The sequence below is a fragment of the Acidimicrobiales bacterium genome (genome assembly GCA_034521975.1).
In the GTDB taxonomy this organism is placed as follows: Bacteria; Actinomycetota; Acidimicrobiia; order Acidimicrobiales; family SKKL01; genus SKKL01.
The window spans coordinates 36,180-57,120 of the sequence record JAXHLR010000005.1; the positions used below are offsets into that span (position 1 = coordinate 36,180).

Annotated in this window: 17 protein-coding genes; 9 read left to right on the forward strand and 8 right to left on the reverse strand. The window is 68.7% G+C overall.

The genetic code is table 11. The annotated features are described in order from the left end of the window. Positions 1–2 precede the first annotated feature (2 nt). On the reverse strand, positions 3–1,106 hold the full coding sequence (locus tag U5K29_06955) for an isocitrate/isopropylmalate family dehydrogenase (protein ID MDZ7678273.1): 1,104 nt from the start codon (positions 1,104–1,106) through the stop codon (positions 3–5). Positions 1,107–1,828: 722 nt separating this feature from the next. Here U5K29_06955 and U5K29_06960 point away from each other — a divergent pair. The 4 genes from U5K29_06960 to ligD all read left to right on the forward strand — a co-directional run bounded on the left by U5K29_06960 (position 1,829) and on the right by ligD (position 4,588). Beyond that, positions 1,829–2,296 (forward strand): YbhB/YbcL family Raf kinase inhibitor-like protein, encoded by a 468-nt coding sequence (locus tag U5K29_06960; GenBank protein MDZ7678274.1) that lies wholly within the window; start codon positions 1,829–1,831, stop codon positions 2,294–2,296. 65 nt (positions 2,297–2,361) lie between these two features. Beyond that, on the forward strand, positions 2,362–3,033 hold the full coding sequence (locus tag U5K29_06965; GenBank protein MDZ7678275.1) for a hypothetical protein: 672 nt from the start codon (positions 2,362–2,364) through the stop codon (positions 3,031–3,033). Beyond that, positions 3,030–3,638: a DNA polymerase ligase N-terminal domain-containing protein gene (locus U5K29_06970; GenBank protein MDZ7678276.1), complete on the forward strand. Its 609-nt coding sequence runs from the start codon at positions 3,030–3,032 to the stop codon at positions 3,636–3,638. Before U5K29_06965 ends, U5K29_06970 begins: the two co-directional genes overlap by 4 nt. Continuing rightward, the gene (gene ligD, locus U5K29_06975; GenBank protein ID MDZ7678277.1) at positions 3,635–4,588 is read left to right on the forward strand and encodes a non-homologous end-joining DNA ligase; all 954 of its coding nucleotides are present in this window, start codon (positions 3,635–3,637) and stop codon (positions 4,586–4,588) included. Before U5K29_06970 ends, ligD begins: the two co-directional genes overlap by 4 nt. On the opposite strand, the gene arsB is transcribed toward ligD, so the two are convergent. Continuing rightward, entirely contained in the window at positions 4,482–5,723 is a 1,242-nt protein-coding gene (gene arsB, locus U5K29_06980) for an ACR3 family arsenite efflux transporter (GenBank protein MDZ7678278.1), read from the reverse strand. The two genes, ligD and arsB, sit on opposite strands and share 107 nt — an antisense overlap. A 187-nt stretch (positions 5,724–5,910) precedes the next feature. Between arsB and nifJ the strand changes: the two genes are divergently transcribed. Both nifJ and U5K29_06990 read left to right on the forward strand, forming a co-directional pair. After that, on the forward strand, positions 5,911–9,564 hold the full coding sequence (gene nifJ / locus U5K29_06985) for a pyruvate:ferredoxin (flavodoxin) oxidoreductase (GenBank protein MDZ7678279.1): 3,654 nt from the start codon (positions 5,911–5,913) through the stop codon (positions 9,562–9,564). A gap of 1 nt (position 9,565) precedes the next feature. Next, a complete protein-coding gene (locus U5K29_06990; protein MDZ7678280.1) occupies positions 9,566–10,600 on the forward strand; it encodes a dihydroorotate dehydrogenase-like protein in 1,035 nt (344 codons plus the stop codon). Between the two features lie 65 nt (positions 10,601–10,665). Here the strand turns inward: U5K29_06990 and U5K29_06995 are convergent, their stop codons facing one another. Continuing rightward, entirely contained in the window at positions 10,666–11,106 is a 441-nt protein-coding gene (locus U5K29_06995) for a small multi-drug export protein (protein MDZ7678281.1), read from the reverse strand. 8 nt (positions 11,107–11,114) lie between these two features. Continuing rightward, positions 11,115–11,834 (reverse strand): spermidine synthase, encoded by a 720-nt coding sequence (locus U5K29_07000; protein MDZ7678282.1) that lies wholly within the window; start codon positions 11,832–11,834, stop codon positions 11,115–11,117. 171 nt (positions 11,835–12,005) lie between these two features. Between U5K29_07000 and U5K29_07005 the strand changes: the two genes are divergently transcribed. Then, positions 12,006–12,374 carry a DsrE family protein gene (locus U5K29_07005; protein ID MDZ7678283.1) on the forward strand — a complete coding sequence of 123 codons (369 nt, stop codon included), beginning with the start codon at positions 12,006–12,008 and terminating at the stop codon, positions 12,372–12,374. 36 nt (positions 12,375–12,410) lie between these two features. On the opposite strand, the gene U5K29_07010 is transcribed toward U5K29_07005, so the two are convergent. Genes U5K29_07010 through U5K29_07025 form a run of 4 tightly spaced genes read right to left on the reverse strand, consistent with a single transcriptional unit; the run spans position 12,411 to position 17,281 of the window. Further along, on the reverse strand, positions 12,411–14,351 hold the full coding sequence (locus U5K29_07010) for an ABC transporter ATP-binding protein (GenBank protein ID MDZ7678284.1): 1,941 nt from the start codon (positions 14,349–14,351) through the stop codon (positions 12,411–12,413). Then, entirely contained in the window at positions 14,348–16,078 is a 1,731-nt protein-coding gene (locus tag U5K29_07015) for an ABC transporter ATP-binding protein (protein ID MDZ7678285.1), read from the reverse strand. The genes U5K29_07010 and U5K29_07015 overlap by 4 nt, the downstream gene beginning before the upstream one ends. After that, on the reverse strand, positions 16,075–16,692 hold the full coding sequence (locus U5K29_07020) for a TetR/AcrR family transcriptional regulator (protein MDZ7678286.1): 618 nt from the start codon (positions 16,690–16,692) through the stop codon (positions 16,075–16,077). Before U5K29_07020 ends, U5K29_07015 begins: the two co-directional genes overlap by 4 nt. 46 nt (positions 16,693–16,738) lie before the next feature. Further along, entirely contained in the window at positions 16,739–17,281 is a 543-nt protein-coding gene (locus tag U5K29_07025) for a macro domain-containing protein (GenBank protein MDZ7678287.1), read from the reverse strand. A 126-nt stretch (positions 17,282–17,407) separates the two neighbouring features. Between U5K29_07025 and ppdK the strand changes: the two genes are divergently transcribed. Then, positions 17,408–20,086 carry a pyruvate, phosphate dikinase gene (gene ppdK, locus U5K29_07030; GenBank protein MDZ7678288.1) on the forward strand — a complete coding sequence of 893 codons (2,679 nt, stop codon included), beginning with the start codon at positions 17,408–17,410 and terminating at the stop codon, positions 20,084–20,086. Positions 20,087–20,111: 25 nt separating this feature from the next. Further along, a complete protein-coding gene (locus tag U5K29_07035; protein MDZ7678289.1) occupies positions 20,112–20,927 on the forward strand; it encodes a dienelactone hydrolase family protein in 816 nt (271 codons plus the stop codon). The last annotated feature ends 14 nt before the right edge of the window (positions 20,928–20,941 follow it).

A 20,941-nucleotide genomic window follows, 5' to 3' on the forward strand; every position in this document is an offset into this window, starting at 1 on the left:
GATCAAGCGTCGAGCCGGGTGATGATCTCGTCGACGACCTCGCTGGTCGAGGCACTGCCGCCGAGGTCGTTGGTGCGGATCCCGTCGGCTGCCGCTCCGAACGCGGCGTCCTGGATGGCCTTGGCGGCCGGCGCCGCGTCGCCGTGGCCCATGCGCGAGGCGTAGTCGACCACGGCGGAGCAGGCGAGCACCATCGCCAGCGGGTTGGCGATGTTGCGCCCCATGAGAGTGGGAGCGGTGCCGTGGGGTGCCTCGGCCATGGCCACCGACGGACGCAGGTCGTCGTCGAGGGCGAGCAGGATCGACTCGGCCCCGGCGATGGATCCGAACAGGGCCAGGACGAGGTCGGAGAGGCAGTCGCCGTCGCGGTTGAGCGTGGGCATGACCACCGGAGCTTCGACCGATTCGTTGATGAACCCCGCGTACGCGGCGTCGATCAGCATGGGGCGGTAGAGGACCTCGGGGTGTCGCTCGGCAGCCGCGTCGAGTTCCTCTTTCAACATGCCCTCGTACACGGGGGACACGGTCCACTTGGGGCCCCCGTAGACGACACCGCCGATCGACGCCGCCTCGACGAAGGAGTACTCGGCCACGTCACGGCAGACGCCTCGTTCGATCCGTTCGACCCGAAGCGCTTCCTCGCCCTTGCTGCCGGGCTCGCCACGCCGCTCCTCGGCGGCGCCGTAGGCGTCACCGACGGCCATCCGCACCACGACGATGGGGTTGACGATGGGGGCGAGGGGAGCGACGCCGGGGATGCGACGCCCGCTGCGGACGATGACCGATCCGTCGACCGCCTCACGCAGGATGCGGTTGGGCGAGCCGACATCGTCGGCTCCGACGGGGGTGATGGTGGCGGCCTTGACGCCAAGACCGGTGTCGCGCATGGCGGCCGCCGCCTCGTGCACGACCGCGTTGTCGGTGCGACGTCGGTTCTCGAGAGAGAGGTCGAAGTGGTGCAGGTTGATGGGCAGGCCCAGCAGGTCCGGGTCCAACACCCTCAACGCCTCGACGAGCAGCTCCTGGCCGGTCTCGTCGCCGTCACACACCACCACGTCCATCTGGGTCAGCTCCTGTTCGTCGGGCGTGTGCCGCTCGGAGCACACGCGCCTCACGCTACCGACAGTCCGAGCATCGTCTCCATTGCGGAGTCTCAAGTTCACCCCGACGATGGCGATGGACACACGATGAGAGCGGCGAGGGTTCTGACGGCGATGATCGTGTCCGCGGTGACGCTGGCATCAGCGATGCCGACCTCGGCCCCGCGGGGAGTGGCGCGCCCTACGGGATCCCGTACGCGGTGGTCGATCGCAGCTTCCCGCGCGTGGACCCCGACTTCACCTTCGAACGCCTTGCGCCCCCGCGGGTGGACCTCGGCTGACGCCGCTGGCCTGCCGATCCTCCCCGGGCTCCTTCGACTCGACGAGGTGAGGTCGGGCCGGATCGACCACGCCTTGCGGATCACCGCGTCGCGAACGGACCGCAGCTTCCTGTGGCCGGCGCGGCACGGAGCGGTCGTGGCCGACAACGGGTCGAACTGGTTCGTGACCGGATCGGCCGACGAGGGTTGGGATCCACAGATGATTCGCGAGCTGAAGACGATCCCCGCCGGCTGGTTCGAGGCGGTGGACGTGTCTCCGTTGATGGTGCATCCGGCTCGCCGTGTTCGGGCGCGAACCCGATGCCGGTGGCCTCGTCTACTGGGGCGGCCAGCTCGCGTCCGGCCGTGGCCAAGGGCGGCTGACCCGAGCCGCCTCGCTGGTGGTCGACCGGGTCTGGCCCTACCCTCGACGGTGGGGCACGAGCCCGACCTCGAAAGGAGAAGCTCATGGCTGGACTTCATCTCGGTGAGCTGTCGATCACCTCGCCGGCGTTCGAACACGGGTCACCGATCCCCGATCGCTACACGGTCAACGGCGAGGACGTCTCGCCCGAGCTGGCCTGGACGAAGGTGCCCGAGGGCACCGCACAGTTCGCGCTGGTGTGCCACGATCCCGACGCCCCGCTCACCGACGGGTTCACCCACTGGGTCGCCTACGGCATCCCTGGCGATGCCACCGGCATCCCCGAGGGTGGAGGCGGTGCGTTCACCGAAGGGGTCAACAACTTCGGCAACCAGGGCTATGGCGGTCCGGCGCCTCCCCCGGGGCACGGCATCCACCACTACTACTTCCACCTCTACGCGCTCAGCGGCGAGGTCGACGCCCAGCCGGGTCTGACGAGAGCGGATCTGCTGGCCAAGATCGATCCGTTGATCCTCGAGCAAGCCCGCATCGTGGGTACCTACAGCCGCTGACGGGTCGGTCGGTCGCGACCGACCCGTCCTGTTTGCGGGGACGATCCGGAGGGTATGTCCACCGGGTGACAGCGCACCGTGCACCGACTGAGGAACGGGTTGTCGATGCGCTCCTCTCGCGTCACGGCCGGACCTTCGCCGCCGAGGCCGGCATCCGGCTGGGACGCAACACTCCGGCACCGCTGTTCCAGCTGCTGTGCCTCTCGCTGCTGGTCAGCGCCCGGATCAGCGCAGGGATCGCGGTGGCGGCGACACGGGCGCTCTTCGATGCCGGTTGGACCACCGCTGACAAGATGGCGGAGGCCACCTGGGAGGAGCGCACACGGGTCCTGAACCGGTCCGGGTACGCCCGCTATGACGAGAGCACCTCGGCCTACCTCGCCAGCACCGCGAGCCTGGTGGTCGAGCGGTACCGGGGCGACCTGCGTCGAATGCGGGTCGAGGCCGACGGTGATCTCGACCGCCTCCGTAGCCGGCTCACCGACTGCAAGGGGATCGGGGGCGTCGGCGCCGACGTGTTCGTCCGCGAGGTCCAGGCCGTGTGGCTCGAGTACGTCCCCTTCGTCGACGACCGCACGCTCGGTGTCGCCGCGACGCTCGGGCTTCCCTCGTCCGCGGCGGGCCTGCGGGTCACAGTCGATGACGTCGGCACCTTCGCGCGCTTGGTGGCGGCGTTGGTCCGCACCGGCCTGGAACGGGACCAGGAAGCCATCCTCGAGGAAGCGGGTATGCGATGAACGACCGCCTCGAGGAGTATCGGTCGAAGCGCGACCTCCACCGCACCGCTGAGCCCGCGGGCGGCCACCCTTCCCCACGGTCGGGGGATCCACGGTTCGTGATCCAGCACCACCGGGCCTCGTCCGAGCACTACGACCTCCGTCTCGAGATCGACGGTGTGCTGGTGTCGTGGGCGGTGCCGAAGGGGCCATCGACCGATCCCCGCGAGCGGCGGCTGGCGGTCCGCACCGAGGATCACCCGATCGACTACCTCGACTTCGAGGGCACCATCCCCGCTGACGAGTACGGGGGTGGATCGGTGATCGTGTGGGACATCGGGACCTGGCAGAACCTCACGACCGACGATGACGAGCCGGTCGCGCCCGCCGATGCGGTCGACCAGGGTCACCTCAGCTTCAACATCGACGGGGAGAAGCTGTCGGGTGGCTACACGCTCCAGCGCGTCGGCGACGATTGGTTGCTGATCAAGCACGACGACGGCGAGGCAGATGCTCGCCGCCGGCCGACCTCAACCCAGCCCGAGTCGGTCATCACCGGCGACACGGTCGATGAGGTGGCCGCAACCGCTTCCGACCGGGACCCCTCGGGCGTCGACGAGCCATGACCCGCCCGTCGTTCCGCTCGCCGATGTTGGCGACCCTCGTCGAGGATCCGGTCGAGGGCGAGGAGTGGATCTTCGAGCGCAAGCTCGACGGGATCCGGTTGATCGTGGTGCGCGACGGTCCGACGCTGCGCCTGTTCACCCGAAACCACCTCGACCACACCGACCGGTATCCCGACCTGCACGAAGTCCTCACCGACCAGCCCAGCGACCGGTACGTCCTCGATGGTGAGGTCGTGGCCTTCGACGGAAACCGGACGAGTTTCGCCAGGCTCCAGCGCCGCAGCGGCAGGGCCGGTCCCGAGGACGCGGGCAGAAGCCTCCCCGCAGTGAAGCTCTACGTGTTCGACCTGTTGCACCTCGACGGCGAGGATCGGGATCGACTCCCGCTGCGCGAGCGCAAGTCCATGCTGCGCCGAACGTTCGACTTCGCCGATCCGTTGCGCTTCTGTCCCCACCGCAACTCGGTCGGACCGGCGTTGCTGGAGCAGGCGTGTGAGGCGGGGTGGGAGGGGCTGATCGCCAAGCGGGCATCTTCGACCTACCGGTCGGGGCGGAGCCGTGACTGGCTGAAGCTCAAGTGCGTAGCCCGCCAGGAGATGGTGATCGGCGGGTTCACCGAGCCGACGGGTAGCCGCTCTCGGTTCGGTGCGCTACTGGTCGGCTACCACGACGGCGGCAAGCTCATCGATGCCGGCCGGGTGGGCACCGGCTTCGACGAATCGATGCTGGCGGAGCTGGGTGATCTGCTCGCAGAGCGGGAACGGGACGATCCTCCCTTCGACGACCCGCCCGATGGTCGCGATGTTCACTGGGTGGAGCCCGACCTGGTGTGCGAGGTCGGGTTCACGGAGTGGACCCGAGACGGCCGGCTGCGACATCCACGGTTCCTCGGCCTGCGCGAGGACAAGGACCCGGCCGAGGTCGTACGTGAGCAGGTCGGGGCGCGATGAGGCCCGCGCCGAGCCGTGCTGTTGCAACGTCGCACCCGCCGCTCAGGCGCGCACGTCCTGGCCGAGGATAGAAGCGGCGGCGCGCCCAGAGCGCGACATAGACCAACCCCACCAGGACCGGCACCTCGATGAGGGGACCCACGACGCCGGCCAGTGCCTGACCCGACGACACTCCGAACACCCCGATTGCCACGGCGATGGCCAGCTCGAAGTTGTTGCCGGCGGCGGTGAAGGCGATGGAGGTGTTGCGGTCGTAGGGGAAGCCGAGCCGGTAGCCGGCATAGAACGCACCGGTCCACATGATGGCGAAATAGAGGATGAGCGGCAGGGCGATCCGGGCGACGTCGAAGGGGCCGTCGGTGATCCGCTCGCCCTGGAGGGCGAACAGGACGACGATGGTGAACAGCAGACCCCACAGCGCCACCGGTGCGATGCGGGGAATGAACCGCTCTTCGTACCAGGTGATGCCCTTGGCGCGCTCTCCGAAGGTCCTGGTCAGGAACCCGGCGAGCAACGGGATGCCCAGGAAGATGAGCACCGACTTGGTGATCTCCCAGATGGTGACGTCGATGCCGTTGGAGTCCAGTCCCAGCCAACCGGGCAGCAGCTCGAGGTAGAAGTAGCCGAGGACCGAGTAGGCGGCGATCTGGAAGATGGAGTTGATGGCCACCAGCACCGCTCCGAGCTCGCGGTTGCCGTAGGCGAGGTCGTTCCAGATGAGGACCATCGCGATGCAACGGGCGAGGCCGACGATGATGAGGCCGGTGCGGTACTCGGGCAGGTCGGGCAGCAGCAGCCAGGCAAGGGTGAACATCAGGGCCGGGCCGATCAGCCAGTTCAGCACGAGCGACATCGTGAGGGATCGCCGGTCGATGACGGTGCTGATGGACCGGTACCGCACCTTGGCCAACACGGGGTACATCATCGCCAGTAGACCGATGGCGATCGGCAGCGAGACGGTGTCGATCTTGACGCGGTCGAGGGTGTCGTCGAGCCCGGTGAACATCTTCCCGAGCACGATCCCCGACACCATCGCGAGGCCGATCCAGACCGGCAGGAAGCGGTCGAGCTTCGACAGCCGGCCCACGATCGCGGCGTCAGGTTGCGCGGCGTCGGGTTGCGCGGTGTCGGTCACTGAGGAATCTCCGTTGATCGTCATTCGACGATGAACGATACCACGGGTGGTGGGGCACACGTGCAGCGGCTGGAACACAGAATAGGAGGCGCCCGCGGCAGGTTGGTGATCGGACGAACTCGCCGCCTCCACCGGTACGGTTGGGCGGGCGAGAGGCAGCGAACTGGCGAGCCCGGGAGACGGTCATGTGAGCCAAGAGTGGAAGTGCCTCGACGGCAACGAGGCGGCCGCACGCGTCGCCTATGCCCTGAGTGAGGTCGTGGCGCTCTACCCGATCACGCCGGCCTCGCCCATGGGCGAGCACTGCGACGACTGGGCCGCAGCCGACCGCCCCAACCTGTGGGGAGCGGTGCCCGACGTGGTGGAGATGCAATCCGAGGGTGGTGCCGCGGGTGCATTGCACGGCGCGCTGCAGAAGGGGGCGCTGGCCACCACCTTCACCGCATCGCAGGGCCTGCTGCTGATGATCCCCAACATGTTCAAGATCGCCGGTGAGCTCACACCGGCGGTGATCCACGTCGCCGCTCGCACCGTGGCTACCCACGCCCTGTCGATCTTCGGCGACCACAGCGACGTGATGCACGCCCGCAGCACGGGCTGGGCGATGCTCTCGGCCGGATCGGTCCAAGAGGCCCACGACTTCGCCCTGGTCTCCCACGCGGCGACCCTGCGGTCGCGGGTGCCGTTCCTCCACTTCTTCGACGGCTTTCGCACCTCGCACCAGATCGACAAGATCGCCACTCTGGCCGACGACGACATCTCCGCCCTGGTGCGCGACGACGACATCGCCGCCTTCCGGTCGCGGGGGATGACCCCGGATGCACCGGTGGTGCGGGGCACCGCCCAGAACCCCGACGTGTTCTTCCAGGCCCGCGAGGCGGCCAACCCCTTCCACCTGGCGGTGCCCGGCATCGTCAACGAGGTGTTCGACGAGCTGGCCGAGCGCACGGGTCGCCGCTACGGCCTGGTCGAGTACCACGGTGCCCCCGACGCCGACCGCGTGGTCGTGGTGATGGGATCGGCCGCCGGCGCCCTCGAGGAGACCGTCGACGCGCTGTGTGCATCCGGGGACAGCATCGGCCTGTTGAAGGTCCGGCTGTTCCAACCGTTCCCCTCCGAGGCCCTGGTCGCGGCGCTGCCGCCGACGGTGCGCTCGATCGCCGTGCTCGACCGCACCAAGGAGCCGGGCGCCGTCGGCGAGCCGCTCTACCTGTCGGTCCTCGGTGCACTGCACGAGGCCATGGACACCGACGAGCCCCCGTTCGGACACATGCCCCGCGTGATCGGAGGGCGCTACGGGCTGTCGTCGAAGGAGGTGACCCCGTCGATGCTCAAGCCGGTGTTCGACGAGCTTGCCGCCGACCATCCCAAGCGCCACTTCACCATGGGCATCTACGACGACGTCACCCGGCTGAGCCTGCCCATCGACACCGGGTTCGCCGTGCCCCGCGCCGAGGACGAGGTCCAGGCCATGTTCTTCGGCCTGGGGGCCGACGGCACGGTCGGTGCCAACAAGAGCTCGGTGAAGATCATCGGTGAGCACACCGACCTGTTCGCCCAGGGCTACTTCGTGTACGACTCCAAGAAGTCCGGTGCCGTCACCGTGTCGCACCTGCGGTTCGGCCCCGAGCCCATTCGGTCGACCTACCTCATCGACGGCGCCGACTTCGTCGCCTGCCACCAGTTCGGGCTGCTCGAGAAGCTCGAGGTCCTGACCCACGCCCGCCACGGCGCCACCTTCCTGCTCAACGCTCCCTTCGCCGCCGACGAGGTCTGGGACCACCTCCCGGTCGAGGTGCAGCGCGAGATCCTCGACAAGGACATCGCCCTGTGGGTGATCGACGCCGACCGCGTCGCCCGCGACGTCGGGATGGGAAACCGCATCAACACCGTGATGCAACCGTGCTTCTTCCAGCTCGCCGAGGTGCTGCCGGCCGAGGTGGCCATCGCCAAGATCAAGGACTCGGTCCGGGAGGCCTATGCCAAGCGGGGGCGGGCCATCGTCGAGCGCAACTTCGCGGCGATCGATCAGGCGCTGGCCAACCTGCACCGGGTCGAGACACCGGCATCGGCCACCAGCGACCGCTCGATCGTGCTCGACCTGCCCGACGACGCACCCGACTTCGTCAAGCAGGTCACCTCGGTGCTCATGGCGGGCCACGGCGACCTGCTTCCCGTCAGCGTCCTGCCCGTCGACGGCACGTTTCCCACCGGCACCGCCACCTACGAGAAGCGCTCGATCGCCAAGGAGATCCCCATCTGGGACCCCGAGGTCTGCATCGACTGCGGCAAGTGCGCCATCGTCTGCCCGCACGGGACCATCCGCATGAAGGTGTTCGACGAGGACGTCGCGGCCGACACACCCGACGACTTCTTGACCAAGCCCTTCCGGTCCAAGGACATCGACGGGCACCACCTCACGATCCAGGTCGCCCCCGACGACTGCACCGGCTGCGGTGTGTGCGTCGACGTCTGCCCGGCCAAGTCAAAGACCGAGATCGGTCACAAGGCGATCAACATGGAGCCGGCGATGGTCCACCGCGACACCGAGCGGCGACGGTGGGAGCACTTCCTCGCCATCCCTCCGCTCGACCGCGACCTGTTGCCCCACGACACGGTCAAGGGGTCCCAGGTGCTCGAACCGCTCTTCGAGTTCTCCGGCGCGTGCGCGGGATGCGGCGAGACTCCCTACATCAAGCTGGTGAGCCAGCTCTTCGGCGACCGGATGATCGTGGCCAACGCCACCGGCTGCTCCTCGATCTACGGAGCCAACCTGCCGACGACTCCGTGGACGACCAATGCCGAGGGCCGGGGCCCGGCGTGGAACAACTCGCTGTTCGAGGACAACGCCGAGTTCGGGCTCGGCATGCGCCTCGGCCTCGATGCCCAGGACCACGTGGCGCGGGTGCTGCTCGAACAGCTCACCGAGGTCGTGGGCGCCGACCTGGCGTGGGCGATCATGCACAACCCCCAGGAGGACGAGAGCCAGATCCGCGAGCAGCGCCGTCTGGTGGCCCAGCTCGAGGAGCGGTTGGCCACCGTCGAGGGCGAGCACCGGGTCGCGGCCCAGCGGCTGTGGGCGATGTCGGGCAACCTGGTCCGCCAAGGGGTGTGGCTCATCGGCGGCGACGGATGGGCCTATGACATCGGCTTCGGTGGGCTCGACCACGTGCTGTCCTCGGGCCGCAACGTCAACATCCTGGTGCTCGACACCGAGGTCTACTCCAACACCGGTGGCCAGGCCTCCAAGGCCACCCAGCGCGGCGCGGTCGCCAAGTTCGCCGCCGGCGGCAAGGACACCGGCAAGAAGGATCTCGGTGCCACCGCCCGGGCCTACGGCAACGTCTATGTCGCCCAGGTGTCGATGGGGGCCAACGAGTTGCAGACCACCAAGGCGCTGCTGGAGGCCGACGCCTGGCCGGGTCCGTCGCTCGTGATCGCCTACAGCACCTGCATCGCCCACGGGATCGACATGTCCAAGTCGATGACCCATCAGAAGGACGCGGTCAAGAGCGGCTACTGGCCGCTGTACCGCTTCCAGCCGAGCGAGGTCGAGGACGGCCAGCCCTTCAAGCTCGACTCCAGGGCTCCGACCATCCCCATCAGCGACTTCGCCAACAGCGAGGCCCGCTACGCGATCCTCCAACGCACCGACCCCGCCCGGGCGCGCGAGCTCGGTCAGGCGCTGCAGGCCGACGTCGACGAGCGTTGGCGCTACTACGAGCAGCTCTCGGCCATCCATCGCAGGATGCCCCACGTCGGCGACCCCGGCGCCGAGCCCGATCCGGACCCCGGGACCGAGGTCGACATCGACACCGGTCGACGCGAGAGCGAGGACTGACATGGTCGATCTCACCTGCCGCTACCTGGGCCTCGATCTGGCAACCCCGATCGTCGCCTCGGCGTCGCCTCTCAACGGCGAACCCGACACGGCCAGACGGGTCGAGGCCGCGGGGGCGTCGGCGATCGTCATGCCCTCGCTGTTCGAGGAGGAGATCCTCCACGAGGAAGTCGAGCTCAACCGCTCGCTCGAGGCCGGATCCGAGCACTTTGCCGAAGCGCTCGACTACTTCCCCGACATCGGCGACTTCGACACCGCCGGCGACCGGTACCTCGCCAAGATCGAAGCGCTCAAGGCAGAGCTGTCGGTGCCGGTCATCGCCAGCCTCAACGCCACCAGCGCCGGTGGTTGGGTTCGCCACGCCACCCTCATCGAACAGGCGGGTGCCGATGCCCTCGAGCTGAACCTCTACCACGTCGCCGCCGATCCCACCCGCGACGCGGCCGACATGGAGGCGGCCGACCTCGACGTCGTCCGCTCGGTGCGGGACAAGGTCGCCATCCCCATGGCGGTGAAGCTCAGCCCCCACTACTCGGCCTTTGCCCACTTCGCCGGTCAGGTCGCCGCCACCGGCGTGGACGGGCTGGTGGTGTTCAACCGCTTCTACCAACCCGACCTCGACCTCGACACCCTCGAGGTGGTGCATCGCGTCGAGCTGAGCACCCCGGGCGAGCTGCGACTCCCGCTGCGGTGGATCGCCATCTTGCGTCCCCAGCTGGGACCCGATGTGTCGATCGCCGCCACCACCGGCATCCACTCGGGCACCGATGCGGTCAAGGCGATCATGGTCGGCGCCGACGTCGCCATGCTCACCTCGGCCGTGCTGCGCAACGGGCCCGAGCACCTGCGCACGGTCGAGTCGGAGCTGCACGACTGGTTGGTCGAGCACGAGTACGACTCGGTCGACCAGCTCCGGGGCAGCGCCACCCAGGCCACCTCCGGCGATGCCGCCGCGTTCGAGCGGGCCAACTACTTCCAGACCCTGCACTCCTGGACGACGCCACCCGAGCTCACCGAGTCCTCACCCTCGTCCTGAGCGAACGCCGCCGCCGGGCGTCGATGACAACCGGGCGCTGGTCGACGAGTGGCTGGCCTCGGCGATCAGATGACAGCTCGGCCGAACGCCGACAGGACGGCGAACACGATGCTCCACGCCGCGACCCCTGCGAGGCTCCAGGCCAGGACCAGACCCCGGGGCATCCGCAGGGCGACCGCGGCGAGGGCCGCGGTGTGGGACCCGACCGTGAGTGGGCCGAGCAGGGCCACGCCGGGCAGCCCCCAGCGGTAGGCGATGCGGCGGACCCGCTCCCGGCGTCGGCTCGGCGGTGCGTCGCCGCGCGGCTCGCGCCGCATCCGGCCGATCACCTCGTCGCCGGCCACCACCGCCAGCACCAGGGTGGTGGCATTGCCCGCGAAGGCGAGCAGTCCAACCGGCACCGGGTGCATCCCCGCCGCGACCGATGCCGGGATCACGATCATCACCTCCAGCATCGGGACCGCTGCGGTGAGGAACACCAGCACGTACTGCCAGAGCAGGTCCATGCGCGCCGTCAGTCCGCCCCACGCCGGCAGACGTACACGGTGCAGGCGGACTCGTCGCCGGTGTAGGGGTTGGGGAAGGACACCACATGGGCCACGCATGACTCGAAGGCCCGGTCGGCCACCGCGATGAGCTCGTCGTCGGGTGGATCGTCGGACCACAGGGCGAACACGCCGCCGGGGTGGAGCAGGTCGCCGACCCGGGCGAGGCCGGCAGGCTCGTAGAAGCTCGCATGGCGGGGATCGAGCAGGTGGCGGGGCGAGTGGTCGATGTCCACGGCGATGACGTGAACCCGCGGCGGCACCAGTGGTCCGAAGCCCTCGTCGCCGGCGACCATGGCGAAGAAGTCGCCCTCGACGAAGCGGCAACGCGGGTCGGAGGTGAGCGCAGCGGCATCGGGCAGCAGCTGCTGGTCGTGCCAGCCGATCACCGCTGCCAACGCCTCGACGACCGCCAGGGACCGCACCCGAGGGTCCTCGAGGACCGCGCGGGCCGTGTAGCCGAGTCCGAGACCACCGACGACCACGTCGAGATCGTCGCTCGCGGCTTCGGACAGGGCGAGCGACGCCAGGGCAACCTCCGATGCGGTGAAGAGGCTCGACATCAGGAACTCGTCGTCGAGCTTGGCCTCGTAGACCTCGACCTGGAGCACCGGCTCGAGTCGGCGTCGAAGGCTGATCTCGCCGATCGGTGTGGGCTGCCGGTCCAGCTCCTCGAAGAGCGCGCTCACCCCGATCGTGTCCTCCTGTGGTCGTCGGCTCGGTCGCCCAAGCATGGACCATCTCGCGCTCGTCGGTCGCACCACCACTCCGCCACCACTTCACCACCGGTTCCTCAAGACTTGCGGGCCGGGTTGGTGGATCGTGGCCTCCGACCGACACCGAACACGGGAGGAACCCCCATGGCCAGCGACGACAAGGTGCTCATCGGACTCACCCACGCCGAGGACGAACCCGAGAACGTGCTCATCGCCTACCTGATGGCCGTCGAAGCCGTCCGGGCCGGCAAGGAGGCGCTGTTCTGGTTGACCAAGGACGCGGTGGCGATCGCGACGACGGGACACCTCGACAAGATCGGGGTGCCAGGAGCCCCATCGATCACCGACTTGCACGACGAGTACGTGAAGCTGGGCGGGAGGCTCTACGCCTGTCCCGTCTGTGTGAAGCTGCGCGGTCTCGAGGACGCCGACCTGGTCGACAACGCCGAGATCAAGGGCGTGCCCGCTGTCTACGAGTACACCGCCGGCGGGGCGCTGGTCTTCAACTACTGATCGCAGGGCCGGAGCCTCACCGCCGGCGGGGGGGGTCTAGAACGACATCGGGGGACGGGCGGGTGGACGAGGTGTGATCGCCGGCTTGGCCGGCTGCCCGTTCTGGTCGACCTCGACCGCAGGGGCGCGGAACTGCGAGTCGTAGAGCCGGAAGTAGGCGCCGTGGGCCGCGATCAGGTCGGCGTGGGAGCCCTGCTCGACGATGCGGCCGTCCTCCATCATCAAGATGATGTCGGCGTCGCGGATCGTGGAGAGCCGGTGGGCGATGACGAAGCTCGTCCGTTGTGAGCGCAGCGCTGCCATGGCCTCTTGGATGAGCATCTCGGTGCGGGTGTCGACCGAGCTGGTGGCTTCGTCGAGGATCAGGATCGACGGGTCGTTGAGGAACGCCCTGGAGATCGTGAGCAGCTGCTTCTCACCGGCGCTGAGGTTGCCACCGTCTTCGTCCACCACGGTCTGGTAGCCGGCGGGCAGCGTGTGCACGAACCGGTCGACGTAGGCCGCGGTCGCCGCCGCGATCATCTGCTCGTCGGTGGCGTCGAGGTTGCCGTAGTGGATGTTGTCCCAGATGGTGCCCTCGAACAGCCAGGTGTCCTGCAGCACCATGCCGATCTTCTCGCGCAGCTGATCGCGCCGGAGGGCCCGGATGTCGATGCCGTCGAGGGTGATGGCCCCACCGTCGATCTCATAGAACCGCATGATGAGGTTGACCAGGGTGGTCTTGCCGGCCCCGGTGGGACCGACGATGGCGATCGTCTGGCCGGGTTCGGCCACGAGCGACAGGTCCTCGATCAGCGGCTGTTCGGGATCGTAGGAGAACGAGATCTCCTCGAACGCGATCCGGCCCCGCGTGGTCTCCAGCGGCGGGGGATCGGTGGGTTCCTCGCTCTCTTCGTCGGCATCGAGCAGCTCGAAGACCCGCTCGGCCGATGCCAGACCCGACTGGAACATGTTCATCATCCCCGCCAGGGCGCTGAGCGGCTGGGTGAAGAGCCGCGAGTACTGGATGAACGCCTGGAGCTCGCCGATGCTCATGGCCCCGGCGGTGATGCGGAGGCTGCCCAACACGGCGACGACCAGGTAGTTGAGGTTGCCGAGGAACATCATCGTCGGTTGGGTGATCCCCACCACGAACTGGGCCTTGTAGCCGGCCTCGTAGGTCGCGTCGTTCACCTCGGAGAACTGTCGTTCGACCTCCTGCTGGCGGCCGAACACCTTCACCAGCGAGTGCCCGGTGAACGCCTCCTCGACGATGGCGTTGAGCTCACCGGTGTGACGCCACTGGGCCATGAACCGGACCCGGGCCTTCCCGGCGATGTACTTGACCAGCCGGATGGAGGTGGGGATCAGCACCACGGCGAAGATGGCGAGCAGGGGCGAGATCCACACCATCATCGCCACGACGCCGATCACCATCAGGATCTGGTTGAGCGCCTGGCTGACCGTCATCTGCAGACCCTGGGCGACGTTGTCGATGTCGTTGGTGACCCGGCTCAGCAGGTCGCCTCGTGGGGTCTTGTCGATGTAGCTGAGCGGGAGCCGGTTGACCTTCTCCTCGACGGCGGTGCGCAACCTCGACATCGTTCGGTGCACGACACCGGCCATGAGGAACGCGACCAGCCACGAGAACAGCGCGCCGGTGAGGTAGACGCCGATGGCCACGCCGAGCACCCCGCGCAGCTCGGCGAAGTCGACGCCGTCGCCCGCGAACATGCCCTCGACGATGACGTCGGTGGCCTGGCCGAGCAGGCGAGGGCCGAGCACGGTGAACGACACGCTGATCGTGACCGCCACCAGCACGACGATCACCTTCGACCGCTCGGGACCCAGCAGGGCGAACAGGCGCCTGGCCGCACCGCGAGGGTCCTCGGGGGTCACCATCGGCGGCGCGCTGGCGGTGAAGGGGCTGCGGGTCAGGGCCTGATCGCGGGTGGAGACGCGCTCGCCGGACGACGGCTGTGGTGCTGTCGTGGTCACAGCACCTCCTCGACGCTGCGCTGGGACTCGACGATCTCGACGTAGGTGGGGCAGGTGTCGAGCAGCTCGTCGTGGATGCCGAGGCCGACCACCTCACCGCCCTCGAGCACCATGATCTGGTCGGCGTCGATGATGGTCGACACCCGCTGGGCGACGATGACGAACGTGGACCCCGAGGTGTAGGGCACGAGCGCTGCCCGCAGACGAGCATCGGTGGCCAGGTCGAGGGCCGAGAACGAGTCGTCGAACAGGTAGATGTCGGGCCGGCGGATGAGGGCTCTGGCGATCGCCAACCGCTGGCGCTGGCCACCGGACACGTTGCTGCCGCCCTGGGAGATCTGGGCATCGAGCCCCTCGGGCTTGGCGGCCACGAAGTCGGAGGCCTGGGCGATGGTGAGGGCCTCCCACATCTCGTCCTCGGTGGCGCCCTCCTTGCCGTAGCGCAGGTTGTCGGCGATGGTGCCCGAGAAGAGGAACGGCTTCTGCGGCACCAGCCCGATCCGCGACCACAGGTCGTCCAGCGCGAGCTCACGCACGTCGACCCCGTCGACCAGCACCGAGCCCCCGGTCACGTCGTAGAGGCGGGGAACGAGGTTCAACAAGGTGGTCTTGCCCGAGCCGGTGCTGCCGATGATGGCGGTCGTCTGGCCGGGACCGGCGGTGAGCGAGACGTTCCTGATCACCGGCTCCTCAGCGCCGGGATACCCGAAGCTGACGTCGCGCAGCTCGAGGGTGCCGGTGCGGGCGAGGCCGGTGACGGGTCGGGCGGGCGCCACCACCGACGACTCGGTGCCGAGCGCCTCCATGATCCGCCGACCCGACACCGCGGCGCGGGGCAGCATCACGAACATGAAGCTCGCCATCATCACCGACATGAGGATGAGCACGATGTAGCCGAGGAAGGCGACCAGCGAGCCGACGCTGGTCTGGCCGGCGTCGATCCTCGACGCGCCGTACCAGATCACCGCCACGCTGGTGCCGTTCTGCACGAGCAGCACGAGCGGAAACATGACCGCCATGAGCCGACCGCTGCGCAGCGCAGTGGCGGTGAGGCCCTCGTTGGCCCGTGCGAACCGTTCACGCTCGGCCGGTTCGCGCACGAATGCCCGCACGACCCGGATGCCGGTGATCTGCTCCCGCAGCACGGTGTTGACGTCGTCGATGCGGTCCTGCATCGCAGTGAACACCGGATGGAGCTTGCTCATGAGCAGCCCGACGATCAGTGCCAGGACGGGGATCGCCACGACGAGCACCACCGACAGACCGATGTCCTCGCGCACCGCCATGAACGTGCCGAACACCATGGTGATGGGGGCGACGACGGCCATCATGCACGCCATCTGGACCATGACCTGGACCTGCTGCACGTCGTTGGTGATCCGGGTGATGAGGGTCGGTGGACCGAACTGGCCGACCTCTCGGGCCGAGAAGCCGGTGACCTGGTGGAACAGCTCGGAGCGGATCTCGCGGCCGACACCCATCGACGTGCGGGATGCGAAGTAGATGCCCGACACCATGCAGGCCGCCTGGGCGAGGGTGGCGCCGAGCATGATCGCCCCGATGGACCAGATGGCACGGCGATCGCCGGCGACGACGCCTTCGTCGATGATCCGGGCGGTGATGCGGGGCAGGTAGAGGTTGAACACCGCCTGTCCGGCCTGGAACACCAGCACCCCCACCAGCAGGCGGCGGACGCGGGGGATGAAGGTGCGGAGCAGCTCGATCATGGGCGGGCGCCCCGGACTCCGTCGAGGAGCAGGTCGACGATCTGTGCCGGTGGCATCGGGTGCTCGACCACTGCCGGGTGGGAGCAGCCCAAGGTGAGCGCCAGCAGGGCGCGGGCGGTGTCGGTGGTCGATTGGCGCAGCTCTGCGGCCACCGGAGCGAACAGCGGCTCGAGCGCGCTGACCTGACGTGCGGCGGCGTGGTTGCTGGCCGTCCTGGGGCGGGTGGGATGGCCGGCCGGGCCGACGGCGACCAGCAGCTGCCAGATGTGGGCGATGTGGTCCTGGAGGATCCGGACCGCCTCGATCAGCCGGTCCTCGAGATCCAGTTCCGGGTCGATGGATGAGAGGCGCTCGATGGCGGGTTCAGGATCGAGAGCGGCTTCGACTGCGGCGGCGATGAGGGAGTCCTTGTCGTCGAAGACGCTGAAGACGGTGCCCTCGGCCACGCCCGCGGCCTCGGCGATCTGTCGGCTCGTGACGGCGGGGCCGTGATGACGCAGCAGCGGGATGGTGGCCGCGATGATTGCGGCCCGTCGTTCGGGTGGTGACAGTGGGGTGGCCCGGCCGGGTCGCGCCCGGGAGGCCCCTCGCCCGGTGGCGTGGGTCGGCGACATCGGGCGAACACTAGACGATTGAGTGAGCGCTCACTCAATCGATGGCTCAGGCCGTTCGGTCGACCGCCCGTTCGAGCGCAGCGGCGTGGAGGTCGACCGCGTTGCGGTCGAACAGGGTGAAGCGCACCCGCCGTACCGATCGCAGCGCCGGCGCCACCTCGACGACCGTGCCGACGGCGATGTCGGCGGCGTCGTCCATCGGGTACCCGAACGCTCCGGTGGAGATCGCGGGGAACGCCACCGAGACGAGTCCGTAGTCGTCGGCGAGCTGGAGCGCCTGGCGGTAACAGGACCTCAGCAGCTCGTCGGCTGGCTCGTCGATCCCGTAGATCGGGCCGAGGCAGTGCAGCACGTGCGGGTTCGGGAGACCGTGGCCTCCGGTGATCACGCACTCGCCCGGCCGGATCGGCGCCAGCGGCCGGCACTCGTCGGCCAGCTCCGGACCAGCGGCCCGGTGTATCGCACCGGCAACACCCCCGCCCGGCAGCAGCTCGGCGTTGGCCGCGTTGACGACCCCGTCGAAGCCGACCTGATCGGCGATGTCTCCCTCGACCACCTCGATGGTGACCTCGCCCACGCTGCGCTCCATGGTGATGCACCTCCTCGCGACGCCTCGTGCTCCTGTATACCGATCTGTCGGTGGGTTGGCCTACTCGGTAGCCTCCGATCATCAGTCCGAAAGGGCGATCATCAGTCCGAAAGGGGAGGAACCCCGTTGCGCTACGTCTACTCCTTCGACCACGAGCACGTTCGGCCACCGATGGAGCTGAAGGACCTGCTCGGCGGCAAGGGCGCCAACCTCGCCGAGATGGTGTCGGTGTTGTCCCTCCCGGTTCCGACCGGGTTCACCATCAGCACCGACGCCTGCCGCCACTACCTCCGAGCCCACTCCTGGCCCGATGAGCTGGCGGGTGAGGTCGATGACGCCATCGCCCAGCTCGAAGCGCAGGCCGGCCGTCGTCTCGGCGATCCCGACGACCCGCTGCTGGTGTCGGTTCGGTCGGGGTCCAAGTTCTCGATGCCGGGGATGATGGACACCGTGCTCGACCTGGGGCTCAACGACCGATCGGTCGAAGGACTCGCTCAGGTCACCGGTGACGACCGGTTCGCGCTCGATTCCTACCGGCGGTTCATCCAGATGTTCGGCAAGGTCGTGCTCGGAGTCGCGTCGGCCGCGCTCGACGAGCCCATGGAACGGGCCCGGGTCGCTGCGGGGGTCGAACACGATGCCGCCATCCCGGTCGAGCAGCTCAAACAGGTGATCGACCAGCTCCGCCAGGCGATCGTCGACCACACTGGTGACCCCTTCCCCCAAGACCCCCGCGACCAGCTCCATCTGGCGATCGACGCGGTGTTCGGGTCGTGGAACTCGCCGCGGGCCCGCGCCTACCGCAACCGCGAGCACATTGACCACGACCTCGGCACCGCCGTCAACGTCCAGATGATGGTCTTCGGCAACCGTGACGAGCGGTCGGCCACCGGTGTGGGGTTCACCCGCGACCCTGCCACCGGGGCCAGCGGACTCTATGGCGACTTCCTCCTCCAGGCCCAGGGCGAGGACGTCGTGGCCGGCAGTCACCGGACCCAACCCCTGGCCGAGATGGACGACGTGTTCCCCGACATCCACGGCGAGTTCGTCGCCATCTTCTCGCGCCTCGAGGCCCACTACCGCGACATGCTCGACATCGAGTTCACCATCGAGCAGGGCAAGCTGTGGATCCTGCAGACGCGGGTGGGCAAGCGCACCGGCGCGGCAGCACTACGCCTGGCCGTAGCGATGACCGACGACCCCATCATCGCCCTCACCCGGGAAGAGGCGGTGCAACGCATCACCGCCGACCACCTCGACCAGGTGCTGCACCCCCAGTTCGACAAGTCGCACGCCCACGAGGTGCTCGTCACCGGCATGGGTGCGTCGCCGGGAGCAGCGGTCGGCAAGGTGTACTTCACCGCCGACGACGCCGTCGCCGCCCGCGAGCGCGACGAAGAGGTCATCCTCGTCCGGGTCGAGACCTCGCCCGACGACGTTCACGGCATGCAGGCCGCCGAGGGCATCCTCACCTCCCGCGGTGGTCTCGTCAGCCACGCCGCGGTCGTCGCCCGGGGATGGGGCAAGCCGGCGGTGGTCGGCGCCGACTCGATCAAGGTCGGCGACGGGTCCTTCACCGTCGGTTCCACGACCGTGAACCAGGGCGATGTGATCTCCATCGACGGCACCACCGGTGAGGTGGCGGTGGGAGCGGTCCCGTTGACCGCGTCGGTGGTCCCCGACGAGCTCACCACCGTCCTCGGGTGGGCCGACGCGATCCGTGGCTCGCAGATGACGGTCCGGGCCAACGCCGACACGGCTCCCGACGCCGCCCAGGCACGTGCCTACGGCGCCGAAGGGATCGGGCTGTGCCGCACCGAGCACATGTTCCTCGGCGACCGGCTCCCGGTGGTGCAACGCATGATCCTGGCCTCGACCCCCGACACCGAGCAGGAGGCGCTCGACGAGCTGCTCGAGGTCCAGCGAGCCGACTTCGTCGAGGTGCTCGAGGCGATGGACGGGTTGCCCGTGACCGTCCGGCTGCTCGATCCGCCGCTGCACGAGTTCCTCCCCGACTACGACATCTTGTTGCGCGCCCACGCCCGCGACGAGCTCGACGCCGACGACCTGGCGCTGTTCGCCGCAGCGGGGGTCTGGCGGGAGTCCAACCCGATGCTCGGTGTCCGCGGCGTGCGGCTGGGGGTCATCAAGGCCGGTCTGTACAAGATGCAGGTTCGTGCCCTGCTGGAGGCGGCGGCCCAGCGGGCCGACGCCGGGGGAACCCCCATCATCGAGATCATGATCCCGCTGGTGGTCACCCTGGCCGAGGTGGCGTTGGTTCGCCGCTGGATCGAGGAGGAGGTCGAGGATGCCCAGGCACGATCCCCACGGCTGGTCGAGGTGTCGATCGGCACCATGATCGAGACGCCGCGGGCGGCCATCCGGGCAGACGACATCGCCGAGGCCGCCGACTTCTTCTCCTTCGGCACCAACGACCTCACCCAGATGACCTTCGGGTTCAGCCGGGACGACATCGAAGCCCGGGTCCTGCCCCGGTACCTCAGCGAAGGGCTGTTGCCCCGAGACCCGTTCGAGACGATCGACGTCCGCGGCGTCGGTGAACTGGTCGCCACCGGTACCGAGCGCGGTCGGTCGGTGACCCCGGGGCTGAAGATCGGTGTGTGCGGCGAGCACGGCGGAGATCCCGAGTCGATCTCCTTCTTCCACAGCATCGGCATCGACTACGTGTCATGCTCACCGTTCCGTGTGCCCACGGCCCGTCTCGCCATCGCCCAGGCCATTCTCGCTGCCCGGCCCGCCGACCGAGCCTCCCGATCCGATGAGAACCCGACGCTGACCACCTGACCCCCCGGACCACCTGGAGCGCACCATGGCCGACGACGAGCTGTCCGACTTCGAGCACACGAGCTTCGCTCCCGTCGATGGGAAGGAGCGCGCGATCTTCCGGAAGGGCGACGGCCCCGCGGTCATCGTGATCGCGGAGCTGCCGGGCATCACCCCCAACGTCGCCGACTTCGCCCGACGCGTGGCCGACCTCGGCTGCACCGCGGTGATGCCCCACCTGTTCGGCATCCCGGGGCGCGATCCCAACGCCGGTCGCATCGCGCCGTTGACCTACGCCATGTCATCGCTGGTCCCGGCCTGTGTCAGCCGCGAGTTCACCACCTGGGCAACCGGGCGAACCTCGCCGGTCGTCGAGTGGCTGCGTGCCCTCGCCTCCCAGGAGCACCAACGCTGCGGGGGACCGGGCGTGGGTGCGGTCGGCATGTGCTTCACCGGTGGCTTCGCCCTGGCGATGGCCACCGACCCCGTCCTCGTCGCTCCCGTGATGAGCCAGCCGTCGATGCCGATCGCCGTTCGATCCAAGCAGCGCAGGTCCATCGACTGCTCGCCCGCCGACCTCGACCTGGTCGCGCAGCGCTGCGCGACCGAGGGTCTCGAGGTCTTGGGCTTGAGGTTCCGGGGCGACCGGTTGGTGCCCCCCGAACGGTTCGAGTTGCTGCGTCAGCAGCTCGGCGACGCCTTCGTCGCCATCGAGCTCGACGCCGAGTCGGCCAACCCCGACGCGAGGATGAAGCCGCATTCGGTGCTGACCGAGCATCTCATCGACGTTCCTGGCGAGCCCACACGCGCCGCGCTCGACCGGGTCCTCGAGCATCTCCGCTCCCGGCTGCTGGACCAGTAGCGGCCATGGCCGGG

Bases quoted from the DNA above. Each gene is read 5' to 3' on its own strand.
- U5K29_06960 (MDZ7678274.1), top strand. From the start codon at position 1,829: ATGGCTGGACTTCATCTCGGTGAGCTGTCGATCACCTCGCCGGCGTTC.
- U5K29_06970 (MDZ7678276.1), top strand. From the start codon at position 3,030: ATGAACGACCGCCTCGAGGAGTATCGGTCGAAGCGCGACCTCCACCGC.
- ligD (MDZ7678277.1), top strand. From the start codon at position 3,635: ATGACCCGCCCGTCGTTCCGCTCGCCGATGTTGGCGACCCTCGTCGAG.
- U5K29_06990 (MDZ7678280.1), top strand. From the start codon at position 9,566: ATGGTCGATCTCACCTGCCGCTACCTGGGCCTCGATCTGGCAACCCCG.
- U5K29_06995 (MDZ7678281.1), bottom strand. From the start codon at position 11,106: ATGGACCTGCTCTGGCAGTACGTGCTGGTGTTCCTCACCGCAGCGGTC.
- U5K29_07005 (MDZ7678283.1), top strand. From the start codon at position 12,006: ATGGCCAGCGACGACAAGGTGCTCATCGGACTCACCCACGCCGAGGAC.
- U5K29_07015 (MDZ7678285.1), bottom strand. From the start codon at position 16,078: ATGATCGAGCTGCTCCGCACCTTCATCCCCCGCGTCCGCCGCCTGCTG.
- U5K29_07020 (MDZ7678286.1), bottom strand. From the start codon at position 16,692: ATGTCGCCGACCCACGCCACCGGGCGAGGGGCCTCCCGGGCGCGACCC.
- U5K29_07025 (MDZ7678287.1), bottom strand. From the start codon at position 17,281: ATGGAGCGCAGCGTGGGCGAGGTCACCATCGAGGTGGTCGAGGGAGAC.
- U5K29_07035 (MDZ7678289.1), top strand. From the start codon at position 20,112: ATGGCCGACGACGAGCTGTCCGACTTCGAGCACACGAGCTTCGCTCCC.